The sequence below is a fragment of the Bacteroides propionicigenes genome (assembly GCF_018390535.1).
GTDB classification, from domain to species: Bacteria; Bacteroidota; Bacteroidia; order Bacteroidales; family Bacteroidaceae; genus Bacteroides; species Bacteroides propionicigenes.
On record NZ_JAHBBW010000009.1, the window covers coordinates 58,814 to 82,557 of the forward strand.

The window sequence follows — 23,744 nt, forward strand, 5'->3', positions numbered from 1 at the left end:
ATTGGAATATTTCTTTCAATCTTGCTTTCAATATTGAAATCCGATGCAAAAAAAGGGAGAAAAAACGTCCCCTGAAAACCTTGTCCCGATTTGTCCTGCGCTGTCCCGTTTTGTCCACCAACCACCTATTTTACAGCATTATAAATCACCGTTACTTTGCAGCGGAGTAACGAACCGCAGGGGGCGCAGGTGTAAAACAGGGCTGGTGAATGGCTGGGCTTACCGTTCCACGCTAACCCCAATCCGTCCGTGACGGATTTCGATTTTCGTCAGAAAATAGCAAGGTGTGTTCTATGGCACATAGAACCGTTTTCCGTGCCTGAAAACGCCTTGCCCCTTGCGGGGGTAAAAATCACTCCGAAGTCGTAATTTTTTAATTGAAAGAAGCATGGAAACAAGAAAACCTAACAAGGGCGGTCGCCCCGCCCTCGCAGACCCGGCGAAGCATCGCCATGTCCTTTACCTGAACGACCGGGAGAACGCCCGCTTCCTCTCGCAGTGGGAGCAGTCGGGCGTTACGAGCAAGTCCCGTTTCATCGCCGCCCGGCTGTTCGGCGAGCCGTTCCGGGTGGTGAAAGTGGACAAATCGGCAGTAGAATATTGTGCCCGGTTGACCGAATTTTACGCACAATTCAGAGCGGTAGCGGTCAATTACAACCAAGTGGTAAAGGCTCTGAATAGTAACTTTTCGGAGAAAAAGGCACTGGCTTTTCTCTATAAACTGGAGAAAGCGACCACCGAATTGGCGGCACTGAACCGCCAAGTTATTGCATTAACCAATGAATGCAGGGAACTATGGTTGCCAAAATAAGCACGGGCGGCAATATGTTCGGCGCACTGGCGTACAACCAAAACAAGGTGGACAGCGGGGAAGCAAAGGTGCTTTTCTCCAACCGGATGCTGTTAAGCGAGGACGGGAATTTCTCTATCGGCGAGTGTATGCGCAGCTTTGAAATGCAGATGCCCGTCCAGCTATCCACCAAGAAGCCGATACTTCATATTTCCATAAACCCGCACCCGGAAGACGTGCTGACCGACCGGCAGCTTTCCGACATTGCCAAAGAGTATATGCGGAAGTTGGGCTATGGCGACCAGCCTTATTTGGTGTACAAGCATACCGACATCGACCGCCACCACATCCACATCGTGGGGTTGCGGGTGGACGAGAACGGCAAGCCGCTGAATGACAGGTTCGAGCATCGGCGCAGCAAGCAAATCACCCGTGAACTGGAGCAGAAATACAACCTGCACCCGGCAGAACGAAAGGAACGTGCCGAACGCCCGGAACTTAAAAAGGTGGACTATGCCGCCGGGGACGTGAAGCACCAAATCGGCAATACCGTGAAAGCGGCTTGTTACGGCTACCGCTTCCAGTCGTTCGGGGAGTACAAGGCTTTGCTTGCCGCTTACAACGTGTGCGCCGAGGAAGTCAAAGGGGAGATAAACGGCAAGCCCTATCAGGGCATAGTCTATTCCGCCATGAATGACAAGGGCGAAAAGGCGGGCAACCCGGTAAAGGCTTCCCGCATCGGCAAGTCGGTAGGTTATGAAGCGGTGCAGCGCAGAATGGAGAAATCGGGCGAAGCAATCAAGAACGGGAAACTGAAAGAGCGCACCCGGAAGATTGTAGCCACTGCCATGCAGACCGCCCGCAGCCGCAAGGAACTGGAACAGCAGCTAAAAAAGCAGGGCATTGACGTGGTATTCCGTCAGAACGACAGCGGGCGCATCTATGGCGTTACGTTCATCGACCATGACAGCCGTGTGGTGCTGAACGGTTCACGCTTGGGCAAGGAGTATTCGGCGAACGTGTTCAACGAACGCTTTTCGGGCGAAACCGGAAAGATGCACCAGCCCGAATTGTCAGCACCGCAGCAAGACCAATCCACGCATCAGGAACAACCGGGCTTCACTCCGAAATCCGACATCGTTTCGGGCATGGCTTCCGTGCTGGGTGCTTTCGGCGGTTTGCTGGGCGGCGGTGCATCAGGCGGTGACGAGCCGCAGGACACCGCCCGCCAAAAGAGAAAGAAGAAAAAGAAGCGCACAAGGCGTATCGACTAACTAAAAAACATTACAATCATGCAACAGGAAGATGATTTGAGAGGGCTTGCAAGGGTCATGGACTTTATGCGGGCTGTCAGTATTCTATTCGTGGGAATAAACGTGTACTGGTTCTGTTACTCCACCTTGAAAGAATGGGGAGTGACGTTTGAGGTGATAGACAAGATACTGTGGAACTTCCAGCGCACCACCGGGCTGTTCTCGTCCGTTCTTTGGACGAAACTTTTTGCGGTGGTGTTCCTCGCCCTGTCGTGTATCGGCACTAAGGGCGTGAAAGAGGAAAAGATAACGTGGACGAAGATACATTGCAGCCTTGCGGCGGGTGTCGTGTTGTTTTTCCTGAACTGGTGGCTGCTGGAACTTCCGCTGCCACATACGGCGGACACTGTGTTTTATATCGCCACGCTGTCGGCGGGCTATATCTGTATGCTCATGGCGGGTACATGGATGTCCCGGCTGTTGAAGAACAACCTAATGGATGATGTCTTTAATACGGAAAATGAAAGTTTCCAGCAGGAAACAAGGCTTATCGAGAACGAGTATTCGGTAAATCTGCCTACCCGGTTCTACTATAAGAAGAAATGGAATAACGGCTGGATAAATGTTGTGAACCCGTTCCGTGCCAGCCTTGTGTTGGGTACGCCGGGCAGCGGCAAATCGTATGCAGTGGTAAATAGTTACATAAAACAGCAAATCGAGAAAGGTTTTGCGCTCTACTGCTATGATTATAAGTTTCCCGATTTATCGGAAATCGCTTATAATCATTTGCTTAACCACTTGGACGGGTATAAGGTAAAGCCCAAATTCTACATTATCAATTTTGACGACCCACGCAAGAGCCACCGATGCAACCCGATAAACGCCAGTTTCATGTCGGACATTGCGGATGCCTACGAAGCAAGCTACACGATAATGCTTAACCTCAATCGAAGTTGGATAAGCAAGCAGGGCGACTTCTTCGTGGAAAGCCCGATTATTCTTTTGGCGGCTATAATTTGGTATCTCCGTATCTATCAAGGCGGTAAGTATTGCACGTTCCCCCATGCCATTGAACTGCTGAACAAGAAATACGCTGATGTTTTCACGATTTTGCGCAGCTATCCTGAACTGGAAAATTATCTTTCCCCGTTCGTGGATGCTTGGGAATCAGACGCTCAAGAGCAGTTGCAGGGGCAGATTGCCAGTGCGAAAATCCCGCTTTCAAGGATGATTTCACCCGCCCTTTACTGGGTAATGACGGGGGATGATTTTTCACTCGACATCAACAACCCGAAAGAGCCTAAAATTTTGGTTGTCGGCAACAATCCCGACCGTCAGAATATCTATTCGGCAGCACTGGGCTTATATAATTCCCGTATCGTGAAGCTGATAAACAAGAAAGGTCAGCTTAAAAGTTCGGTGATAATAGACGAGTTGCCAACGATTTATTTTCGTGGGCTTGACAATTTGATTGCGACCGCCCGAAGCAACAAGGTTGCGGTTCTGCTGGGCTTTCAGGATTACAGCCAGCTTACCCGTGACTACGGGGACAAGGAAAGCCGTGTGATACAAAATACTGTGGGCAACGTGTTCAGCGGTCAGGTAGTCGGTGAAACGGCGAAAATCCTGTCGGAGCGTTTCGGAAAGGTGTTGCAGAAACGGCAGAGCATGACAATCAACCAGCGGGAGAAGTCCACCTCGATAAGCACCCAAATGGACAGCCTGATACCCGCCAGCAAAATATCCAACCTCACGCAAGGTATGTTTGTGGGTGCGGTGGCGGACAACTTCGATGAACGGATAGAACAGAAGATTTTCCACTGTGAAATCGTGGTGGACAATGAAAAGGTGAAGCGGGAAACCGCCCGTTACGTGAAGTTGCCGCAGATTATCGACTTCACCGACAAGGACGGCAACGACCGGATGCAGGAGGAGATACAAGCCAACTATGACCGCATCCGTCAGGAAGTCCGGCAGATTGTCGAGGACGAGATAACCCGGATTAAGAACGACCCGGAACTATGCCACCTTATAAAAGAGGAAGAATAACCGATATTCTTTCCTGACAGACAGTATTTTTACTAATTTTGCAGACAAAGAAATGATTATGAATGAAAACCAAAATACGGAATGGAAAGAAAGCTGGCGTGACGAGTATCTGAAATGGATATGCGGCTTTGCCAACGCCACAGGCGGCAAGATATATATAGGTATGAATGACAACGGTAAGGTAGTCGGCGTTGCCGATGCCGACAAACTGCTGGAGGATATACCGAACAAAGTGCGTGACGTGCTGGGTATCATCGTGGACGTGAACCTGCTGGAAGAAAACGGGCTGAAATATATCGAGATTGACGTACCGCCTTATTCCAATCCTATCAATTACAAAGGTCAGTACCACTATCGCAGCGGCAGCACGAAACAGGAGTTGAAAGGTGCGGCGTTGAACCGTTTTATCCTGCAACGTACTGGCAGGCATTGGGACGAGTTTCCCATAGAGTGGGCAGGCATAGAGGAACTTTCCCCCGGCGCATTGAACCGTTTCCGCAAGGAAGCGGCGAGAAGCGGGCGTGTGGACGAAGATGTGTTGAAAGATACTACCGAAAATTTGCTGCACGATTTGAGGCTGATTGACACCCAAACCAACCGTCCGACCCGTGCCGCCTTGCTGTTGTTCCACCCCGACCCGGAACGCTTTGTAACCGGGGCTTATATCAAGATAGGTTTCTTCCGGGATGATAAGGGTAACTTGGAGTTTCAGGACGAGGTTCACGGCTCTTTAATGGAGCAGGTGGATAAGGCAATGGATTTGATAAAGACCAAATACCTGATTTACCGCATTTCATACGAGGGCATTTCCCGGCGTGAAACACCGCAGTTCCCGGTGGAAGCTGTCAGGGAATCACTGATGAATTGTGTGGCACATAAAGACTATGCCAGTGCCGTACCCATTCAGATTAGCGTGTTCCCCGACCATATCACCTTTTGGAACGCCGGGCAGTTGCCGGAAAGCTGGACGACCGAAAAACTTTTTGAAAGCCACCCGTCCTCTCCTTATAATCCGCTAATCGCCAACGCCTTTTTCAGAAGCGGGGACATTGAAAGCTGGGGACGTGGCTACAAGCGTATCTTGGAAGCCGTCAGCGCATACAAGTTGTTACCGCCCAAACTTGAAATGTTAAGCGGTCTGATGATTACCTATTATACCGATATACGTTCGCAGCTATTGGCGCAGCGGGTGGATGAAAGGTATATTTCAGTTGTCGAGTATGCAGCCAATAACGGACGTGTCACGAACTCGGACGTACAGAACATTTTGGGGGTAAGCAAGCCGACAGCATCCCGCATACTCCAACAAATGAATGGTTGGCTGGAAATGCAGGGTAAAGTGGGAAAAGGAACTTATTATGTTCCTAAATGGCTCACTAACGTATCGCAGGCATAATGCAAATTTTAATAAGCCGTTGATTATAAGGCATAAGGTCTATAATTAAATGGCTCATAAATGGCTCACCCAAAGAGAGTGATTAACTTCGCTCTCTTTTTTTATGCCCTTTTCAATTCTGCAACCAATGGTTGCGGAATTTCATCCCACCCGGACAAATCGGGACAGCGCAGGACAAATTCGGACAGTCCTTGCCGCCCGTCCAAATATAGCATATTTAGTCGCTACCTTTGGGCGGGACTATTCCCGTAACCACTAAAATTCCAATTATTTATGGCAAACAGAATGACCCCGCCCGCAGAGGGGCAGGAAAAAGACGTGCTGCTGGTCTTGGATAAACAGCAGGGAAAGGTGAGTGCCGTTAAGGGTATCGACAAGGACGGCAATTTGCAGACCGTGCCACCCACTACCGGACACGGCGGCGAGTTCATGCAGGTGGACAAGAACAGCGATGTGTTCAGCAACTTCATTTCCAACTTCTACCGCAAGTATCAGGACACTTCCGGGCTGGAGCTGTTCAGCGTCAAGGCTTCCGAAGCGGAGCGGGACGCAAAGGCAATCGAGGACAACCACCGCAACCCTACACCGGAGGGCGACAAGCGGGCTGAAATGCTTCGAGTTCCGAAGCCCGACTTCCACGAGTTCAAGCAGGGTTACCGCTTCGACCCGGCAAAAATCGACTGGGAGAACCTGAAAAAAGTCGGCATCACCGCCGAAACCCTGAAAAACACAAAGGACTTCGACCGGGTGATGCGTGGCTACAAGTCCCGCAACACCTACACCGTTTCGGGGACGGTGGGCGGCTTCTACCTCAAACCTACCGATGTCAAGCTCTCTTTCTATCAGGCAAAGGACGGTGCGGTAGTACCCAAGCTGCACGGCGTGCAGCAGGACGAGAAACTGTTGCAACGCCCGTTCCATGAACACGGGTTCACCAAGCAGGAACAGGGCAACTTGCAAGGCACTGGCAACTTGGGCGGCATCGCTGAAATCAAAGACCCGAAAAGCGGCGAGCAAATCCCCGTGTTCGTCAGCCGGGACAGGTACACGCACGAACTGGAGTATATGCGGGCTGACAAGTGGAAATGCCCCGATACAATCTGTAACGTGCAAGTCAGCCCGGAACAGAAAGCCGCCTTTGAAGCCGGGCAAGCGGTGAAAATGGAAAACCTGCAATTCAGGGACGGCACGAAGCGCAGTGCCTATTTGCAGGTCAGCGCGGTGGAGCGTGGCTTGGAGTTCCTGCCCCGTGCCGCCGTCCAGTTCTTGCAGCAGGGGCAGCAGCCCGGAGAGCAGCAGGTAGCCGGGTTAAAGGACGGCAAGGGCGTTGAGTTCAACGGTCATGTACAGCCCGGCGCACAGGGCAAATCCCCCGACAAGGTGCAGCCGAAAGACGTTACCCCCGCCGCCGAGAGCCGGACGCAGGTAGCGGTCAATTCGGGGGGCAAGACCAACGAAGCCACCAAGCAGGGCAAAGAGCCGCTGAAACAGGGTCAGGACAAGCCCACCGCCAAGCAGAAAGAGAAGCAGGACAAGGCGCAGGACAAGAGCCTGAAAGCGGACAAGCCCAAGAAGTCCAGAGGAATGAAAATGTAGTATCCACCTTAAAAAGTAAAGAATTATGATTGCATTGATAGCAGAAAAGCCCAGCGTGGCAAAGGACATCGCCCGCATCATCGGTGCGACCCAGCGTAATGACGGTTATCTTTCCGGCAACGGGTATATGGTGACATGGGCGTTCGGCCACTTAATCCAGCTTGCCATGCCGGAAGCCTATGGCGTGGCGAACTTCCGCCGGGAGAGCCTGCCCATACTGCCGCCCGATTTCCAGCTAATCCCCCGTCAGGTGAAAGCGGAGAAAGGCTGCAAGGCAGACCCCGGCGTGCTGAAACAGTTGAAAGTGATAAAGGAAGTTTTCGACCAGTGCGACAAGATTATTGTCGCCACCGATGCAGGGCGTGAGGGTGAGTTAATCTTCCGCTATATCTTCCATTACCTGAACTGCCGGAAGCCTTTCGTGCGCCTGTGGATAAGCAGCCTTACCGACAAGGCAATCCGTGAGGGGCTGGATAACTTGCAGCCGGGAGAGCGTTACGATAACCTCTACCTCTCTGCCAAGTCCCGTAGCGAAGCGGACTGGCTGATAGGGATAAACGCCACCCAAGCGTTGAGCGTAGCCGCCGGGCAGGGCGTGTTCTCGCTGGGCAGGGTGCAGACACCCACGCTCGTGATGATATGCAGCCGCTATTTGGAGAACAGGAATTTCGTACCCGCCAAGTTTTGGCAACTCAAAGCGGCGACCGCCAGCGGGGGAATAAGTTTCACCGCCCAATCTACCGCCAAGTGGGAACAGCAGCCCGAAGCCATAGCCGCCCTGCAACGGGTAAAGGATGCCGGGCAACTTGTGGTTAAATCCGTTGAGAGGAAAGAAGCCTGCCAAGAACCGCCGCTTTTGTACGACCTTACCACGCTGCAAAAGGAAGCGAACACGAAGCTGAACTTCTCGGCTGACAAGACGCTTTCCATAGCGCAAAGCCTGTATGAAAAGAAAGTGATGTCCTACCCGAGAACCGGAAGCCGCTATATTCCGGAGGACGTTTTCGATGAAATGCCGGAGCGTGTCGCCCTGCTGGGGCAATACTCCCGCTTTGCCGGGTATGCCGCCGGGCTGGACGGTGCGGCACTGAACCGCCGTAGCGTGAACGATAGCAAAGTGACCGACCACCACGCCTTAATCATTACCGAGAACCTGCCCGGCGAACTTTCCAAAGACGAGCGGGCGGTTTACGAACTGGTAGCCGGGCGTATGCTGGAAGCCTTTTCGGGCAAGTGCGTGAAAGACGTTACCACCGCCTTGCTGTCAGGGGGAGATACCGACTTCACGGTGAAAGGGTCTGTGATGAAAGAAGCCGGGTGGCGTGCCGTGTTCGGCGAGCAGGAAACGGGCGGGGATGAAGAAGCCGCCAGCCTGCCGCCACTCCAAGAGGGAGAATATTTGCCACTCTCCGGCGTGGATCTGCTCGAAAAGCAGACCAAGCCGAAACCGCTGCACACGGAAAGCAGCCTGTTGGCGGCAATGGAGAACGCAGGCAGGGAACTGGAAGATGCCGAACTGAAAGCCAGCCTGAAAGATGCCGGGATAGGCACGCCCGCCACCCGTGCGGCGATTATCGAAACGCTGTTCGCCCGCCAGTACATCGTGCGTGAGAAGAAGAACCTTGTACCCACCGACAAGGGGCTTGCCGTTTACAGGATTGTCAGGGACAAGAAGATTGCCGATGTCGAAATGACGGGCATGTGGGAAACCGCCCTTGCCAAGATAGAAGCGGGCAGCATGGATGCCGACACGTTCCGGAAGGGCATCGAGGTGTACGCAACGCAAATCACCGCAGAACTGCTATCGGTGCAGCTATCTGTCGCTACTGGTGAAACCTGCCCCTGCCCGAAATGCGGCAGCGGGCGCATCCTGTTCTACCCGAAAGTGGCGAAGTGTTCCAACGTGGACTGCACGCTTACCATATTCCGCAACAAGTGCGACAAGCAGCTTTCCGACAAGCAGATTGTCGAGCTGGTGACAAAACGCAAGACCGGGCTAATCAAGGGCTTCAAGGGCAAGAACGGCAAGGCTTTCGATGCCTCGCTTGTGCTGGACGAACAGTTCAATGTCGGTTTTTCATTCCCCGAAAAGAAAGCGAAACCGAAGAAATAGCCTATCTTTGCCGCTGGAATTTCATTGTGATAGGTTTTGCCACTTATGATAATTGAAATTTTAGTGGTTGCGCCCGGAGGGAAACCGGGCGCATTTTTTATACGCTCCCGCCAAACAGATAGGTCGAACAGACCACCCCGTTATCCAGCACCCTGCTTTCCGAGAGTTTCCAATGTGAGCCGAATGTTTCCCCGATAAAGCCGATACCTTTGCCCGCCATGACCGGGACGGTGTAGATTGTCAGGCTGTCCAGCAGTCCGGCTTTAATCAATGAAGTAAGCAGCTTGCCGCCGCCCACCACCAGCATGTCGGTTTCCTGTTTCAGTTCATAGACCCTTTGCAGCGGTTCTTCGGTCAGGAACTCCACGCCGCAGTCCGGCGTTACGTTGGTGTCGTAGTGTGACACCACAAAAGACCGCTTGCTTTTGTGCGGCCACCCGCCCCAGTGTTCAAAGATGTAGTTGTAGGTGTTCGCCCCCATAAGCAGGCAATCCGCATCCAAATAGTATTTGCCGATGATAGCTTTCACTTTATCAGGCAACCAGTCCAGTTCTTGGTCTAAGGTGGCGGTATGCCCGTCCAGCGATACGGCGATGTGCGCTCTGATTTGTTCCATATTGTCAGGTATTAAAGTGATATAAATCCCTACTGTCTTTGCACGTTAGCCGCCACCCCAAAAAAGAAAGCGTGGCATGACGCTGTTTCGATGCGAGGTACTGGCATACCCAAATGTGGAAACAGTGCAGCCACGCTATGACAAACGCATAGCATATCCTGCGCTGAATATCCCCACATTTTGAAAAGTGCCAGTTTTCGCATCGGGACGTTCGGCGAACGTATATGTTATATATAAAGGCAATATTCCGGCAACCGCCGTCCTATTGCCGTTACTTTTCCGTGTAACTTCTGCAAAGTTAAGCAAATACCCTGAAAAATCACGTGCAAACAGAAAAAATCCTGCCGTGTTATCACAACAGGGCAGGACACAAGCACCTAAAAATACACAAGTTCAGCCCATACGCCTACGGGCAGCTTGCGTTCCTTTGAAGATTATATGAACCGATGACAAAACAGCTTTGGTTCGCCGTGTCTTTGGTGATGATGTCCCTTTCCCGCATGAAGCGGATATAGCTCTTTGCGGTGCGCTCCTTGATGTCCAAGACCTGCTGCAACTGCTCGCAAAGGTCTATGTAGGTGATGCGTGTCTGCCGCCCGAAGATGTCACGTGCGACATTCACCAGTTCCCTTTCCTTGCGCTTCTCCTTTTCCTCACGTGGTTTCTCGCCCTTGTACACGTGCATCCCGGCTTCCTTGTCCCATGCAAAGAGCATCAGCGGCACGTCCAGCGGGCTTCCGTCACGCACTTTCAGTGCTTTCACGACTGATTGGGTAGGTTCTTCGTCTTTCTCTATCGAAAGGATAGTAGCCGCCTTACGCTGCAACTCGCTGCCCAAATGCCCCCGCAGTTTCAAACCGTTGGGGACGAAGTGCAGCACGCACAGAATACACGTGTTGTAGATGCCCGCCAGCCGATAAAGTTCATCTATCACCGCCACGCTTTCCGCTTCATCGTTGGCACTCTTTACAAGGTCGGCGATGCCGTCAATGACGACCAACTGGATGCCGCCGTACTGGTAGTAGAACTTGTCCATGCTCTGCACAATGGCGTTCAGGCGTTCTTTGCGTGACATGCCGGTAAGACAAAACGCTTTCAGTTCATCGGGTTTGTTCGGCTGTCTGGCACGTGCCAGCAGGTTGCCTACATTTTTGAACAGTTGCACTTCCGACTGTTCGGTGTCATAGAGCAATACCGCCTTGTGCCTGCCGTTGGCGGTTATCTGTATGCCCAGCGTATCTATGTCCGCACCAGCCGGGCAGATGCAGCCCGCCACGATTGCGGCTACATAATTGCTCTTGCCCGTTCCCTCGCCCCCGGTGATGCCGAACAGGTTGCCTTGTGTCCCCAGCGGAACGTCACCCGCCGAAATAATCTCTTGTGCTTTGGCGGGCGGGTTGTTGAAATCTATCTCGCATGATTTAAGCATAATCAATGTGTCGCTATACAGGTTGTCTAAAAATTCGATAAACAGCTTCAGGAAATCTTCACGGGTGTTCCCGGCTTTGAAGTAGTCGGATATGTCCTTTTCCTCTTTCGTTCCCGGAAGCGGGAGCAGCAGGCGTTTCACGCCAAATTCTTCCAATAGTTTTTCCTGCTTGCATGAACTTTCCTTGCCCGTCTTGTCCATGTCAAAGAGCAGGACGATGTGCTTGAAGCGGAACGTCAGCCGATAAATCAGCGTGGACGGTATCGTCACCGTTTCGCTGTTGAAGCAGATAGCGTGAAAACCGTGCGCCGCCAGCGAAAGCACGTCTTTCTCGCCGCCCGTGATGAATAGCGTGTCGCCTTTGGCTGGCAGTTGTTCCAGCCCGAAACAGTAGTTTTCGCCGAAGCTGCCGCCGTAGAGGAAGCGGGGCGTGGAGAACGGGCGGTACAGCTTGATGTGCTGTTTGCCCTTGTAGCCGTACATGGGCTCTGCCACCGATGAAGTGTAGGTGTACGGTTTGCCCTCTGCCGTTTCGCTGTGATACTCCCGGAGCGAGCAGACCTTGTAACGTTCCAGCAGTTCGGGCGTGATGCCGTACTGTTGCCAGTACACCAGTTCGGCAAGCGGGAACTTCTGTTCCCGGAACTGGTAGGGCTTGACGGGCTTTTCGGGCGTTTCTTCGGGTTTGTCCGGCACTGCCCGGCGGACGGTCGCCGGGGGAACGGAAACCGGAGTGCCGGAAGCCAGCCCCAAGCCCAAGTCCCGGTCGATGATTTCCAGTATCTCCACGAAGTCAGCCGCCCGGTTGCAGTCCAGCCCCTTTAACTGCCCCACGAGGAAGAAACAGTCGCCACTGTAACTGTCGTTGCCGAAGTCTTTCATCTTGTAGATACCGCCCCGGCGGTCGAAGTAGATGTTGCAGGAAGCCTTGCTGTCCTCGTACAGCGGGTTAAGGAAGTTGCGACCTATGCGCCAGTTGCCGGGCAGGTAGTGTTTGAATACCGCCAGCCCGTTACTTGTCCTTTCTAAGATTTCCTCTTTCCTTAGCATACAACTGGTGGTTGGTTATCAGGTTGTCGATGTTCTCCTTGTTGCTCCTTATCAGGCGTTCTTCCAGCATCCGGCGTATCTCGCTGACCTTGTAGAAGTAGCGTCCCCTGATGTTGGAATAGGCGATAGTCCCCGACACCCGCAGGCGTTGCAGGGTCTTTTCGCTTATTTTCAGGAACGTGCAGACCTCGTAGCTGTCCACCCACATGTCTTCCTCGCTTTGCCTTGCCGTTTCCATGTGGTTGAAGATGTAGTCGGCAATGGCGGTAATCTTGTTGTCCAGTTCCTTGTAGGCTTTAGACTCGAATGTTATTATTTCCATAACGGTAACTGATTGATTTGCCGCAAAGTTCGGGTGTCCTGAAAAATAAAACGCCACAGATGTACCCACCTGTGGCGAAATAAATTTTGTTAAAGCACGGTTGCCTAATCCTGCTCCCTCATGCGCATCAGCAACCTGTCTTTCAGCGTGGAGAGGAAGCCCGTTCGGTCTTTGGTCTTGGCTTTTAGTTCCATGTAGGTGTGGTAGAAGTCGCCGAGGTCTATGTCGAACACGTATTCAAAATAGGCTACAATCTCCTTAATATCAACCGTTCCCTTGTTCAGACAGCCGCAGGCGTCCAGTGCGTAGATAAGTTCCACCAACGCCCTTTTCGTCCCCGTCCAGCGCAACAGCCTGCCCATGAAGCCGTTCTTCACCCGCTTGCGCTGTTCCCGGCGTTCCAGCTCGTGCAGACGGTTGGTGAGGTATATTTCCAGCAGTTCGTTGGCTAAAATCTTGGCTACCTTGAAATCATGACTGGTGCTGAACTGTGGGTCTGTTTCGTAATAGAAACTGTCCACGATGATTTGTATGTCAGGCTTCCCACGCATGAAATACTGCCTGTCCAAGTAGGTGGCTTTCGTGCGGTGGTACTGGTAGAACGCCAAGTTCCGCTGGAACGACCTTGAAATGCGGTCGGTTTCCGACAGCAGGTAGTCCCTTTGCACTTCCTCGCTGCCGCTGGGGAAGCGCACCTCTATCTTGTAAACGGTGTTGTAATAGATGATTTTGCTCGCTAAAAGCGGTTTCAGTTCCTTGAAGAAGCGTATTTCCTCTTCCGTGCTGGCGAACGGGTAGGAGATTATAAAGTTTTTGAGTTCGCCCAGTATCTCTTGCAGGTAGTCCACGCACAGGCGGCAGAGCGTCAGCGTGTCCGCTGCGGTGTCCTCGTATTCCTGTATCTGCCATTCCGCTTTTTGAAGCAGTCCGGCGAAGTATGTTTCCAACGGTATCTTATGTTCCATAACCTTGTGCTTATCTTTTATGAAGCACAAAGTTACGGGCATAAAAAATCAGTTTTATTCTTGATTTTTCACATTACGTTCTTGTAACTGTGCATTTTCTTGTTTCCTGCGCTTTTCTGCGTATTTCTCCGGGGGTATCTAAAAGATATGCCTTGCAGAAGTCGTTCAGGTTCGATGTCGATGCGAACCCGGTGGTGAACGCCACTTCGGTAAGCGTGAGGTTGGTGTTCGTCAGGTAGTGTTCCACGTCCTTTGCCCGTTCCTTTACCACCCATTCCTTAGCCGTGTACCCGGTCATTTTCTTTACCTTTCGCCGGAACGAGCCGTATTCCATGCCGCATTTCTCCGCCAGTTGTTCGGCATCATAGACCATGTAGCCTTTCAGACGCACCATTTCGGTGAACGTCTGCCTGCCCAGTTCCGGCAGCATCCGTTCGGCGTGGCGCAGTTCCTTTTCCGTCACCAGCAGGCGGTTGTCCCTTACCGGGTTTCTCCGCAGCAGGTGGAAAGCGTGGCATACCGTGTTGTACACGTTGCAGAGGTACTGCCGTCCCGGTCGCATCCAGTGGAGCGCATCGCAGTAGGCGGTCAGTTCGGGTATCTCGTCCCGCTTGCGGTGCTGTTCCGCCAGTTCGTCAAGTATGGCGTAATGTGTGGTGGACATACCCAGCAGGATAATGATTGCCTTGTAGTCCTTGTATGCCGCCAGTGTCGGCGTTTCCGGCAGGCTTTTGAGCGTGTCGCACACGTGGGCGCACAGCCGCCCGTCCTTGCTGAACGGTTCAAATTCCAAGTAGTTGTCCATTTTCCGGCTGTTGTGCAGCAGCCATGTTACCTTTTCGTCCAGTTCCTTGCAGGACGCTTCCAACTCCGCTTCGGGAGCGGGAAGCAATAATGATGTAATCCGTTGTTCCATATTTGAATGAATTGATTTGTTTCCTGTACGTTACCCGGTAGCCCATATCCAGACCTTTTGGATTAGCCACCAAACCACGTGATAAAGGAATATGGCGGCAAGCATAAGAAAACCTGCCCGCAGGAAATATTCTTCAATGCGCTGCCAAACGCTCGTTTTTCGTTCGGGCATCAGTATGTCCGCCATTTCCTCAAAGGTCTTGCAGTCGAAAATCGCTTGCCGGAACTCGTCTGCGCTGTTCCAGCATTCTTCCTTGAACCACCGTGTCTTGGGGTATCGTTCCGCTACCAGTTCTTGCAGTTTTCGTAGTGGGAACGGTTCGGGGTTGTCCCCGTACTCGTATTCAATGGAAATCACACGTCCCTGCATCCTGATACAATATCCGAATATCCCTTGCCACTTCACTTTGTGCGCCCCTTTTTCGACATACTTCGTTCCGGTTGCATCCACAACAATGTAGTTCTTCCGCTTCTTCAACAACTTGGTATTGGTCGTTGTGTATAGTTCTTCCTTGCGAAACACGTATATCATGTTGCCTTTGGGGGCAAAGCTGAATATCGGGTATTTTAGTCGGGCTTTCATTGTAAATCGTTTATTGTTTTATAAAAGCAAAATAAAGCAGGGTAACACCTACCACACCCCCGAAAAAGATACAACCTGTAATAATGAAAGCCCAATCGGGGTAATGGAAATCAAGTTCTTCATAAGGAATGGCAGTTTTCTTTATACATCTGTTCCATACCCATATCAGAACTTTTCCAAATCTATTTACTGTGATAAGGTTACTCATATTGATTAATGGGATAGCGGGGAACGCTGTAAGCGTTATCACGCTTTGTTATAAACTCAATTTACTTTGCATGATTGGCTTTTATTTACCCACCATTCCTGTTCTTCCACCTCACGAGCCTTTTGTATCTCATCCGTTGTCAGATTTTCATTGTGATAGGCATTATATAGATTTTCCCAACCATTCTTACGATATTTCGGTGATACAATCCATTCGCCTGCATCATTAAACAGGCAGAAATTTGCAGGAGTATCGGGTATAATCTCATCTGCCCAAGAACAGACTTTTGTCAGTCCCTTTGCGGATTTCCACTTACCCCGATATTCAGATAAGTTCAATTTCAGTTCTGCTATTTCATTCCGTCCTTTCTCTATTTGCTGTCCGCTCATCCGATACCCCTGCTTGAAAGAACCGGAGAATGTACCGCTATATCGTTTATCTCCGTATTCCGCAAACGAGTAATACCCGTATATGAAACCGTCCAATTCCGTATATTCACTTTTTATCATTTGGGAACAGGAAGAAATGCTATCTATACAAACCTTTCCCTTAAACGGACAGATTACGGATAATCGGGTACGACTGATACCCTTTATCTCATATTCTCTACTATCCATTTTCCGAACTTCGGTAATATGAATATCAATTCGGCTACAATCTTCTCCTAATATGCCAATCATGCTTAAATTGTCAAACAAGCCCGAAAGGTCTTGCTGCAAAATATCCGCTTTGGGATTTTGTGAATAGGCTACTCCACAAAACCAAAAGAGTAAAAAGATAATGATATGGTATATTTTCTGTTTCATATTTTGCATTACTGTTTATAATGGTTCAGCGGGGAACGCTGTAAGGCGTTATCACGCTTCGTTAACATCATATTTAATTTCATTCCAGTGTACCATGTCGTATGGATAGTAGGGTAATCCTTTCAAGCTGCTATCATCCAGCTTCAAAACCTTGACCAATGCACCACTTTCAAAGCTCCAATAGCCGGAGTGTACAGATATATTTATCTTGTGCATGTTGTGCCAACCACAACCGGAATGACCTCTATACCATTCTTGTGAAAGATATTTCTTTAACCTATTTACACTTAAAGCCTTATCTTTATCTGCAAACGAGATAACTTCCTTTGTCGCCGCATAAGGGCGAGGAAATAAAAAATTAACGCTATTCACTGAAACATCTATTTTACATGTGTAGTGAAAAAAATAATTTATTAAGAAATCGTTCAGTTTCTCCTTTTGGGAAACCATTGCTAATTGACAGAATATAGCATCTTCTACACCTAACAATATACCGATAGAAAGCATATTTACCATAAGGATATACCCATTGTCTTTATTCCATGCAATAGGCATCAACGAAACGATTTTTTTGTATAGCGGCAATATCTTATCTATACTCTCTCCCATAGAATAAGTTGCAAGTAGATTATCATATTTATACATTAAAATTGTTTCATGTTTATTCTGAATAACTTCTTTGTTTGGTAGGCTGTATAGTTGAATGCCTTTATCCTCACTGTCTTTCAAATCCTGTATATCCTTTTTACAATCATCAATAAATTCCGTTTGCAACCTAATAAGAGTTGCAAAATTTTCTTTTGTACTAAACTTATCTCTTGCTTCCATAATTATTTCATATTCAGAGTTTTATAATGGTTAGAAAGGAGCATCGTCAGATGCTATCTTTCGTTGTTAGTTGCTGACTATATTTACTTAATGATTTCAATGTCTTGAATAGGTATATAACCTATAGGAGCATTAAAAATGGAATTTATTTTGCACCAGTCATTTGTTAAATTACTTATAACAACAGGCATTCCAAAATTGACTGCTATACCATCTTCGCCTTTGGTGGTTTTTTCTCCATTAGGCAAAGAATAAATGTAAGAACTGCATAGTATGGCACTATTTCCAACTTGTGGCGTAAAAATCGTCCTTTTAGCATTTGGAGGGCTCTGTAATATTATATTATACTGAGCTTCCATGCATTTCGTAGATAAGAATAGATATGCTTCAAAACAGTCATTACATTCATTCTCTTCAGGAAAATGCTCTATATGAAAACCCGGAGCGTCAGCATACAGCTTTCCGTGAGTTTCATCTCCTCTATTATATACCCCATATATCAATCGCCCATTAGAATCATAATATGCGATACTATGCAATGCACCCCCGTCAGCCCATCGCTTGAATACTTTCCTGATTTTGTTATCGCTATCGAAATACATAGTGAACAATATATTGGTATTCTTAATTTGACCATCATCTAAGATTTTGTATGAATGGATTTGATCAAATTCCATATATTCATCCTCTATTACTTTTCCTAAACTATCTAAAGGAACAAGGTATGCAATTCTCAAAGGCATTTTGTTTATTGCATCAATCTCTGTTTGAATAGTTTCCTTATAGTTTTGTGCAAAAGTATAAGGTGAAAGCAAGAATAAAACATAAAGTATAATTACTCTTTTCATATTGCAACTAATGGCTTGACAAGGAGCTGCGTTCAGCAGCTATCTTGGCTCGTTAATAATAATTACAATGTTATTCGTATAAAAGATTCACATTTAGCAGAGGAATACTTTCTTTTAAGCACCCCTCGCTTCTATGAATTAGAAATGAAACTAATACTGTTTCAAATTCAGAATCTTCAAGGATATAAGGAGTTAAGTGTGCTATTTTTCCTTTGCCATTCAATGATATTTTAGTCCATTCTTTTTGTGTAAATTCCGGCCACTTCCTTAATTCGTAGCCCGGAATTAAACTCAACTCTCTTATGTCTTCCTTGATGTAAAAGCGACCCTCTTGCTTATACTCTCGCCCCAATAAAGGACGGATAGAATCAACATTTTCAGAACTGTAAATCGGATAAGAATAGGGATGAATACCCCAAGTTATCATGATTATTTCTTGGCTGAACAGTTCATCGATTAGCTCTGTATTGGAAAATTCGTCTATTAAGTCCAACTTCCGATTGCCATATTTTCGAGTTATTATTTCTTCCATTTTTGCTAAGTCCACAAGAATGAAGCCGAGATAATCATAAGAATCAAAGTATTTGTCAGATATAGAGTAAACCAAATTTTCATTTAGTTTCATTTCTGAAAAATAGAAGTAAATAGTGATAATTTCAACAGGTATTGGAAGAACATCAATAGCGGGCAAGGTGTGAACAGGCTTGTCCTTAAAAATCTTAACACCTATATTAAATTCTCCTTGTAAGCTAAAATCTATTTTATGTTCAGACAAACCACTATTCGGAGAAAGCAATCGTATATCTGACTTGTCATTGATATAGACTTTCCCCAAATAAGTTTGATTTATTAGTTCGCCTAAAATGGAATCACTAAAGGTTAATTGGTTTTCAACCTTTTCAAACACACATCTAACATTATATTGACCTGATATACGATTCATGACATCAGGAATAGTATAACTAATCCGGTCAATACATAGCTGCAAATTGGCAATTAAATCGTTGCCACCTCTAAATGCTATTGTTTTTATTCTTTCCATTTTATGTGAATCTTTTTTACGAACTCAATTATTATTAATGGCTAAGCGGGGAACGCCGTTAGGCGTTATCACGCTTCGTTAATGGTATATTTATATTATTCACTTTGAATAGCCTTAAAGTGGGATTTAAAGAAAGTCTTTTCTTGGCATCTTCTAAATCAAACTTATAATATTTAAGCTCAATATCTTTTAGCTTTCTCAAAGTTTCTAATCCGGACAAAGTAGTCAAGTTTACTGTTTTCTTACTCTCTGTGGTTGATGCAGACAAGTATAGCTTTTCCAAGTTCATAAAGCCGTCAATACCATTTAAGCTGTGTAATCTTGAAGTATATACCATCGATAGATTTTTAATTTGTTTCTTCAAATCATTGGGTATAAAATCCATATTGGCTATCTTGTTTGCACTCAATATGCAAAGTGTATGTAGATTGGGGGTATAACCAATACCGTCAAACGAAAAATCTTCTTTTCTGATATATGCAATCATCAAGTGTGTCAGATTTGGGAACAGTTGCAATAAAGACAAATCATTCAACTTCGTGTTCCACAAATGTAAATGTGTAATCATGGAAAGATTTTCTTTATAATCCAACAAAGTGCTAAGTTCTTTTTTACCTATCTTATAGTTATTGATAGACAAAAATCGCAATTTAGTGCATAGACTGATATTATCTATACTATGTGTGCCTGAAACGATAAATAAATCCATACAATCCGCAATCGGTATTGCATTCTTTACATTATCAGAATAGATATACCGTTGTTCGTTATTCGTACAACAGTAAACTTGAAAGTCGTCTATATTTTTAATATCGTCTATATTCATACTTTGTCAGAATTACCATTAATGGTTTAGCAGGGAACGGCTTGTCCGTTATCCTGCTTCGTTAACATCATATTTTATTCCCATTCCAGTGTACCATATCAATACACCATAATCACAAGGTCCTTTTGTGCTTCAATGGCTTCATCGAAAATGAAATTCAAGTCGTCCATTTCCTCCTCGTAATTGTAATCGCCGATACCATTACCCTCTTCCAGCGAATTGTATTCCGTCCTCTTACTCTCCAATTCAGAAACAGGTATGCTAATGATATAAGGAAAATCTTCACTCAATGGAATAGGGATGAATGTACTTTGGCTATCCAGTTGCCAAAGGTTTTCCGCACAATAGATTTGCGTTCCATAATGGTTGCAAATCTTTTCATACACATACCCGTACATGAAAGCGATTTCGGGATAACGGATTTCTCCGTTCACAATATCAGCCAATACAGCATAAGCATCCATATCCGTGTTCAAACTATCGCAGAAATAATCGTTCAAACTGTCAAGTCCCGGCTTCAGTGCTGCCTTTAATTGGTTAAGCAGCAGATTATCACAAGCTCCATAAACAGACTTTACCTTATCGGCTTCTGTCAAATATACACAAACAGAGTAACTCATACTTATCTTTATTTTATGTTGTCGTTCCAATGTACCATATCGTATGGATAATAGGGCAACCATTTCAGGCTGCTGTCATCCAGTCCCAAGACCTTGACCAATGCACCGCTGTCAAAACTCCAATAGCCGTTATGTATGATACCATATTTATGATCGTTATGCCAAGCGCAATCAGAATGACCTCGATACCATTCCTTTTTAAGATACTTCTCTAATCTCTGAAGGGTCAATTCTTTACTTTGATTGTTGTTGGAAATTATAGACAATGTACTTTGATAAGGAACTGGAAACAATACTGTGTCGGAACATCTTTCCCAATCGGTTAATCTGTATTTTATTAAAAAGTCATACAAGGCATCACTCACATTTTCATTATCAATCATGTTTGACAATATCCTCATATTACGTTCATCTGTATCTAACATTATCCCTATAGATAACATCCATAACATCTGTACATATCCACCTGTAATAGTCCAATTATCTTTTAATATTTTTACTAAATCATCATAATCACTTCTTAGTTTTACCACATCTTCTCCCATTGAATATTTTGTCACAAAAGAATTTAGTTTACATCCAAAAAGTGTATCGTATTTATTATGAAGAACTTCTCTGTTCGGCACCGAATATAACTGAACATGTTCTTTTTCCGCTTTAAGAAGTTCATCAATACTATTTTCCAGTTGTCTACTTCTCCGTGAATATTTAGTCAGTTGATCTAAATATTGCTTTTCTGTAAAAAGTTTATCTCTTGTTTCCATATATGGTACACTATTTTTGATGTTAATGGTTCAGCAGGGAACGGCTTGCCGTTATCCTGCGTTGTTAATGGTATATTTATATTTTCCCTTTACTATAAAAAGCCTCTAAAACAAAGAGAAACAACGAAAGGAAAATGTATAATATAAGTATCAATAGATTATTCTTATTAGGCTTTTCATTAAACTTCTCTATGACAGCTTTATACCTTCTTTTCCAGCAGAAACGAATACATAAAAGAATGAATATCAGCCCTAAAGACACATTATACATTGTTCGCGTTGGATAAGGCAATATTTTATATTGTTCCAATACTCCCCATATTGTGTGAATATTACAATTCAGAAATACAGCGAGAATTAACAAAGCTGCATAAACCGCTATTTCGGAATAAGAACTGTATTTCCATAGCCTATAAAATTTGAAAAATAAATAATCTATCATACTTAATTACCATTAATGTTATTTATAACCGCACCTTATGGTGTCGTTCCTACACTTCTATAACTGCACCTCACGAATTATCCAGTGTATCAAGGGGATTAGGGATTTTTGCTTTATGGGTACTTGACACATGAAGATAAATGGTTGTGGTCTTGATGTCGTTGTGTCCCAGCAATTCCTGTATCGTGTGCAGGTCTGTTCCCTGTTCCAGCAAGTGTGTGGCAAAGGAGTGGCGCAGCATGTGTACGTGTACACGGTGTTTGATGCCTGCACGATGTGCGGCTTCTTTCAGCACTTTCACCAATGCACTTGCCGAATATTGCTCTCCGGGTGTTTCGCCCTCAAACAGCCATTTTTGTGGGCGATATTCCCGAAAGTAGTGCCGTAGCTCTTCCAGCAACTTGGGCGAAAGGAGCGAATAACGGCATTTCTTCCCCTTGCCCATAATGCGAACCGACATTGTTTCACTGTTGATGTCCTGCGGGGTCAGGTTAAGCAATTCGCCTCTTCTAAGTCCGGCAGAGTAAACCAACGAAATCATGCAGTGATGCTTGATGTTGGAAATTTGTGCAAGGATGCGCTTAATTTCATTCTTGCTCAACACTTCGGGCAGGCTCTTGTACTCTTTGGCACGGGTGATACCGCCGTAGTATTGCCGCTTGCCGCCTTTCACCTGCTCATAATAGAACTTGATAGCATTGATGCGCATATTCTGTTGCGACACCGAGATTTTCTTCTCGTTCACAAGATAGAGTATGTACTTGTTGATGTCCGGCACTTTCAGGCGGTCGATGTTCCGTCCCTTGTGATATTCCATGAAGTCGCTGAAATAGGCACGGTATGTTTTGACGGTCGAGGGGCTGTAACGCTTCTGTTCCAGCAGTTCGAGGTAGCCTTTCGGCAGTGTGTATTCCCTTTTAGGTTTGGGATGCCGCACGTAAACCCGGCTGTAATCAATATAGGCGTGGGGTGAATAGCGGTCGTAGAAATCCGGCAGGCTGAAAGCGGCTGACGCTATGTATGCAGAGCCGTTGCCAGCCATTTCTATGTCCGTATCTTGGGCGAGCAGCAGGGCGACAGCCTGACTGTTTACATACTCTATTCGTATGTAGTCCGCACCGTTTCTTTCTTCCTTGTACAGAACGATGCTTCCTCTCTGTTTCTGAACCTTATCCATGTCGCTGAATTTTGCTTCGCTCCAAAGATAAGATAAAAATATCACTTTTTGAACATCTGTTCAAAAATAATAGAGGTTAAAAAAACAAAAGAGTATCAGGCTTTAAGCAGCGAATAGATATGGCGAAAATTTTCTGCCAGTTCGTCCACGTTCAGACCGTTCAGAAATGCTTGTTCGTATGACAGTCCTAAAAACATTTGCCGGAACATGATAGCCGTTTTCTTCACGTCCGTGTCACTCCTGATTTCCCCGCTTTCTTTTGCTTTCTGTATGACTTTCTCCCATAGGTCATAGTCTTGTCGGTAGATTTTCTCAATTTTCTGCCTGATACCCGGATAGTACATGCGCACTTGTGACAGAAAGTGAAAGTAGTAGAAGTTAGGACTACAATCATGCGGGCTGCTATTATCGCCAATCAGTTCAACAATCCTTTTCATGGAAGCGGCTACTCCAGCCACGTATTGCCCGATGAACTCTGCCAACGTATCGGCAGGAGCGGCAAACTTGTTTTCCGGTTCGTGCATTTGCAACACGTATTTGTCCGCCACAGCCATGAATAAATCCAACTTGTGCGGAAAATAATAAACGATACCCGTTTTTGTCACCCCGCAGGCTTTGGCAAGCGTGATGATGCTTGCTTTCTCGTAGTTCATCCTGACAAATACGCCGAACGCTTTATCTATTACTTCTTCACGGTTAGTTATTATCATACACGTTTGTTTTTAATCGGTTACGAAGATACGGATTTTGTTTTAAGCATTTGTACCCCAGTGCTTTTTTTTAGTGCAAGGTGCAAGTATATATTTATATATATAGCTTGCACCTTGCACTAACCCAAAAATATTTATTATCAGATATTTGCGAGTTTCAAAAGAAAGCCGTATCTTTGAACCCGAAAGTTAGGCAGACAAACAGCGGTCAAAGTTGGACAAGCCCAACATCTGAAAATCGTTACTGTTTCGTTACCTATTTGAAATTTTGAAAGCGAAGTAGCTGAAATATAAGCGGTTAGAGTTGTAGGTTCAAAACCCTGTCTCTCCGCAAAAACAGAATGCAAATAAAAGAAAATCCCTGTAAACTAACAATTTACGGGGATTTTTTATTTT

At 46.6% G+C, this 23,744-nt stretch carries 22 protein-coding genes; 6 read left to right on the forward strand and 16 right to left on the reverse strand.

The window, feature by feature from the left end; genetic code table 11:
• Positions 1–388: 388 nt before the first annotated feature.
• The 6 genes from mobA (at position 389) to KG118_RS11800 (ending at position 9,197) form a co-directional block, all read left to right on the forward strand.
• The gene (gene mobA / locus KG118_RS11775; RefSeq protein WP_117610787.1) at positions 389–811 is read left to right on the forward strand and encodes a conjugal transfer protein MobA; all 423 of its coding nucleotides are present in this window, start codon (positions 389–391) and stop codon (positions 809–811) included.
• On the forward strand, positions 796–2,064 hold the full coding sequence (mobB, locus tag KG118_RS11780; RefSeq protein WP_117610788.1) for a conjugal transfer protein MobB: 1,269 nt from the start codon (positions 796–798) through the stop codon (positions 2,062–2,064). The genes mobA and mobB overlap by 16 nt, the downstream gene beginning before the upstream one ends.
• 18 nt (positions 2,065–2,082) lie before the next feature.
• Positions 2,083–4,092 (forward strand): conjugal transfer protein MobC, encoded by a 2,010-nt coding sequence (mobC, locus tag KG118_RS11785; protein WP_117610789.1) that lies wholly within the window; start codon positions 2,083–2,085, stop codon positions 4,090–4,092.
• A 58-nt stretch (positions 4,093–4,150) separates the two neighbouring features.
• On the forward strand, positions 4,151–5,488 hold the full coding sequence (locus KG118_RS11790) for an ATP-binding protein (RefSeq protein ID WP_117610790.1): 1,338 nt from the start codon (positions 4,151–4,153) through the stop codon (positions 5,486–5,488).
• Between the two features lie 273 nt (positions 5,489–5,761).
• Entirely contained in the window at positions 5,762–7,084 is a 1,323-nt protein-coding gene (locus KG118_RS11795) for a DUF3945 domain-containing protein (protein WP_117610792.1), read from the forward strand.
• Between the two features lie 25 nt (positions 7,085–7,109).
• The gene (locus KG118_RS11800; protein WP_117610793.1) at positions 7,110–9,197 is read left to right on the forward strand and encodes a type IA DNA topoisomerase; all 2,088 of its coding nucleotides are present in this window, start codon (positions 7,110–7,112) and stop codon (positions 9,195–9,197) included.
• A 97-nt stretch (positions 9,198–9,294) separates the two neighbouring features.
• Here KG118_RS11800 and KG118_RS11805 read toward each other — a convergent pair whose 3' ends face one another.
• The 16 genes from KG118_RS11805 to KG118_RS11880 all read right to left on the reverse strand — a co-directional run bounded on the left by KG118_RS11805 (position 9,295) and on the right by KG118_RS11880 (position 23,348).
• On the reverse strand, positions 9,295–9,813 hold the full coding sequence (locus KG118_RS11805; RefSeq protein WP_117610794.1) for a dihydrofolate reductase family protein: 519 nt from the start codon (positions 9,811–9,813) through the stop codon (positions 9,295–9,297).
• 406 nt (positions 9,814–10,219) lie between these two features.
• Positions 10,220–12,292, reverse strand: a complete 2,073-nt coding sequence (locus tag KG118_RS11810) for a bifunctional DNA primase/helicase (RefSeq protein WP_117610795.1) — start codon at positions 12,290–12,292, stop codon at positions 10,220–10,222.
• Entirely contained in the window at positions 12,255–12,683 is a 429-nt protein-coding gene (locus KG118_RS11815) for a helix-turn-helix domain-containing protein (protein WP_007482646.1), read from the reverse strand. Before KG118_RS11815 ends, KG118_RS11810 begins: the two co-directional genes overlap by 38 nt.
• Before the next feature lie 35 nt (positions 12,684–12,718).
• Complete coding sequence (locus KG118_RS11820; protein ID WP_117610796.1) at positions 12,719–13,621, reverse strand: RteC domain-containing protein; 903 nt, start codon at positions 13,619–13,621, stop codon at positions 12,719–12,721.
• A 31-nt stretch (positions 13,622–13,652) separates the two neighbouring features.
• On the reverse strand, positions 13,653–14,495 hold the full coding sequence (locus KG118_RS11825) for a helix-turn-helix domain-containing protein (RefSeq protein ID WP_117610797.1): 843 nt from the start codon (positions 14,493–14,495) through the stop codon (positions 13,653–13,655).
• 30 nt (positions 14,496–14,525) lie between these two features.
• The gene (locus tag KG118_RS11830; protein WP_117610798.1) at positions 14,526–15,077 is read right to left on the reverse strand and encodes a hypothetical protein; all 552 of its coding nucleotides are present in this window, start codon (positions 15,075–15,077) and stop codon (positions 14,526–14,528) included.
• A gap of 10 nt (positions 15,078–15,087) precedes the next feature.
• Entirely contained in the window at positions 15,088–15,285 is a 198-nt protein-coding gene (locus KG118_RS11835) for a hypothetical protein (RefSeq protein WP_117610799.1), read from the reverse strand.
• Positions 15,286–15,341: 56 nt separating this feature from the next.
• Entirely contained in the window at positions 15,342–16,091 is a 750-nt protein-coding gene (locus KG118_RS11840) for a hypothetical protein (RefSeq protein WP_117610800.1), read from the reverse strand.
• Positions 16,092–16,142: 51 nt separating this feature from the next.
• Positions 16,143–16,919: a PoNe immunity protein domain-containing protein gene (locus tag KG118_RS11845; protein WP_117610801.1), complete on the reverse strand. Its 777-nt coding sequence runs from the start codon at positions 16,917–16,919 to the stop codon at positions 16,143–16,145.
• An 83-nt stretch (positions 16,920–17,002) separates the two neighbouring features.
• Positions 17,003–17,767, reverse strand: coding sequence for a hypothetical protein (locus KG118_RS11850; RefSeq protein WP_117610802.1), 765 nt, complete (start codon positions 17,765–17,767; stop codon positions 17,003–17,005).
• A gap of 70 nt (positions 17,768–17,837) precedes the next feature.
• Entirely contained in the window at positions 17,838–18,809 is a 972-nt protein-coding gene (locus tag KG118_RS11855; RefSeq protein ID WP_117610803.1) for a hypothetical protein, read from the reverse strand.
• 58 nt (positions 18,810–18,867) lie between these two features.
• The gene (locus tag KG118_RS11860; RefSeq protein WP_118226443.1) at positions 18,868–19,635 is read right to left on the reverse strand and encodes a hypothetical protein; all 768 of its coding nucleotides are present in this window, start codon (positions 19,633–19,635) and stop codon (positions 18,868–18,870) included.
• A gap of 98 nt (positions 19,636–19,733) precedes the next feature.
• Positions 19,734–20,255 (reverse strand): DUF7691 family protein, encoded by a 522-nt coding sequence (locus tag KG118_RS11865; protein ID WP_213388474.1) that lies wholly within the window; start codon positions 20,253–20,255, stop codon positions 19,734–19,736.
• 8 nt (positions 20,256–20,263) lie between these two features.
• Positions 20,264–21,019 carry a PoNe immunity protein domain-containing protein gene (locus tag KG118_RS11870; RefSeq protein WP_213388475.1) on the reverse strand — a complete coding sequence of 252 codons (756 nt, stop codon included), beginning with the start codon at positions 21,017–21,019 and terminating at the stop codon, positions 20,264–20,266.
• Positions 21,020–21,531: 512 nt separating this feature from the next.
• Complete coding sequence (locus KG118_RS11875) at positions 21,532–22,638, reverse strand: tyrosine-type recombinase/integrase (RefSeq protein WP_165859473.1); 1,107 nt, start codon at positions 22,636–22,638, stop codon at positions 21,532–21,534.
• Positions 22,639–22,733: 95 nt separating this feature from the next.
• The gene (locus KG118_RS11880) at positions 22,734–23,348 is read right to left on the reverse strand and encodes a TetR/AcrR family transcriptional regulator (RefSeq protein WP_007845701.1); all 615 of its coding nucleotides are present in this window, start codon (positions 23,346–23,348) and stop codon (positions 22,734–22,736) included.
• Between the last annotated feature and the right edge of the window lie 396 nt (positions 23,349–23,744).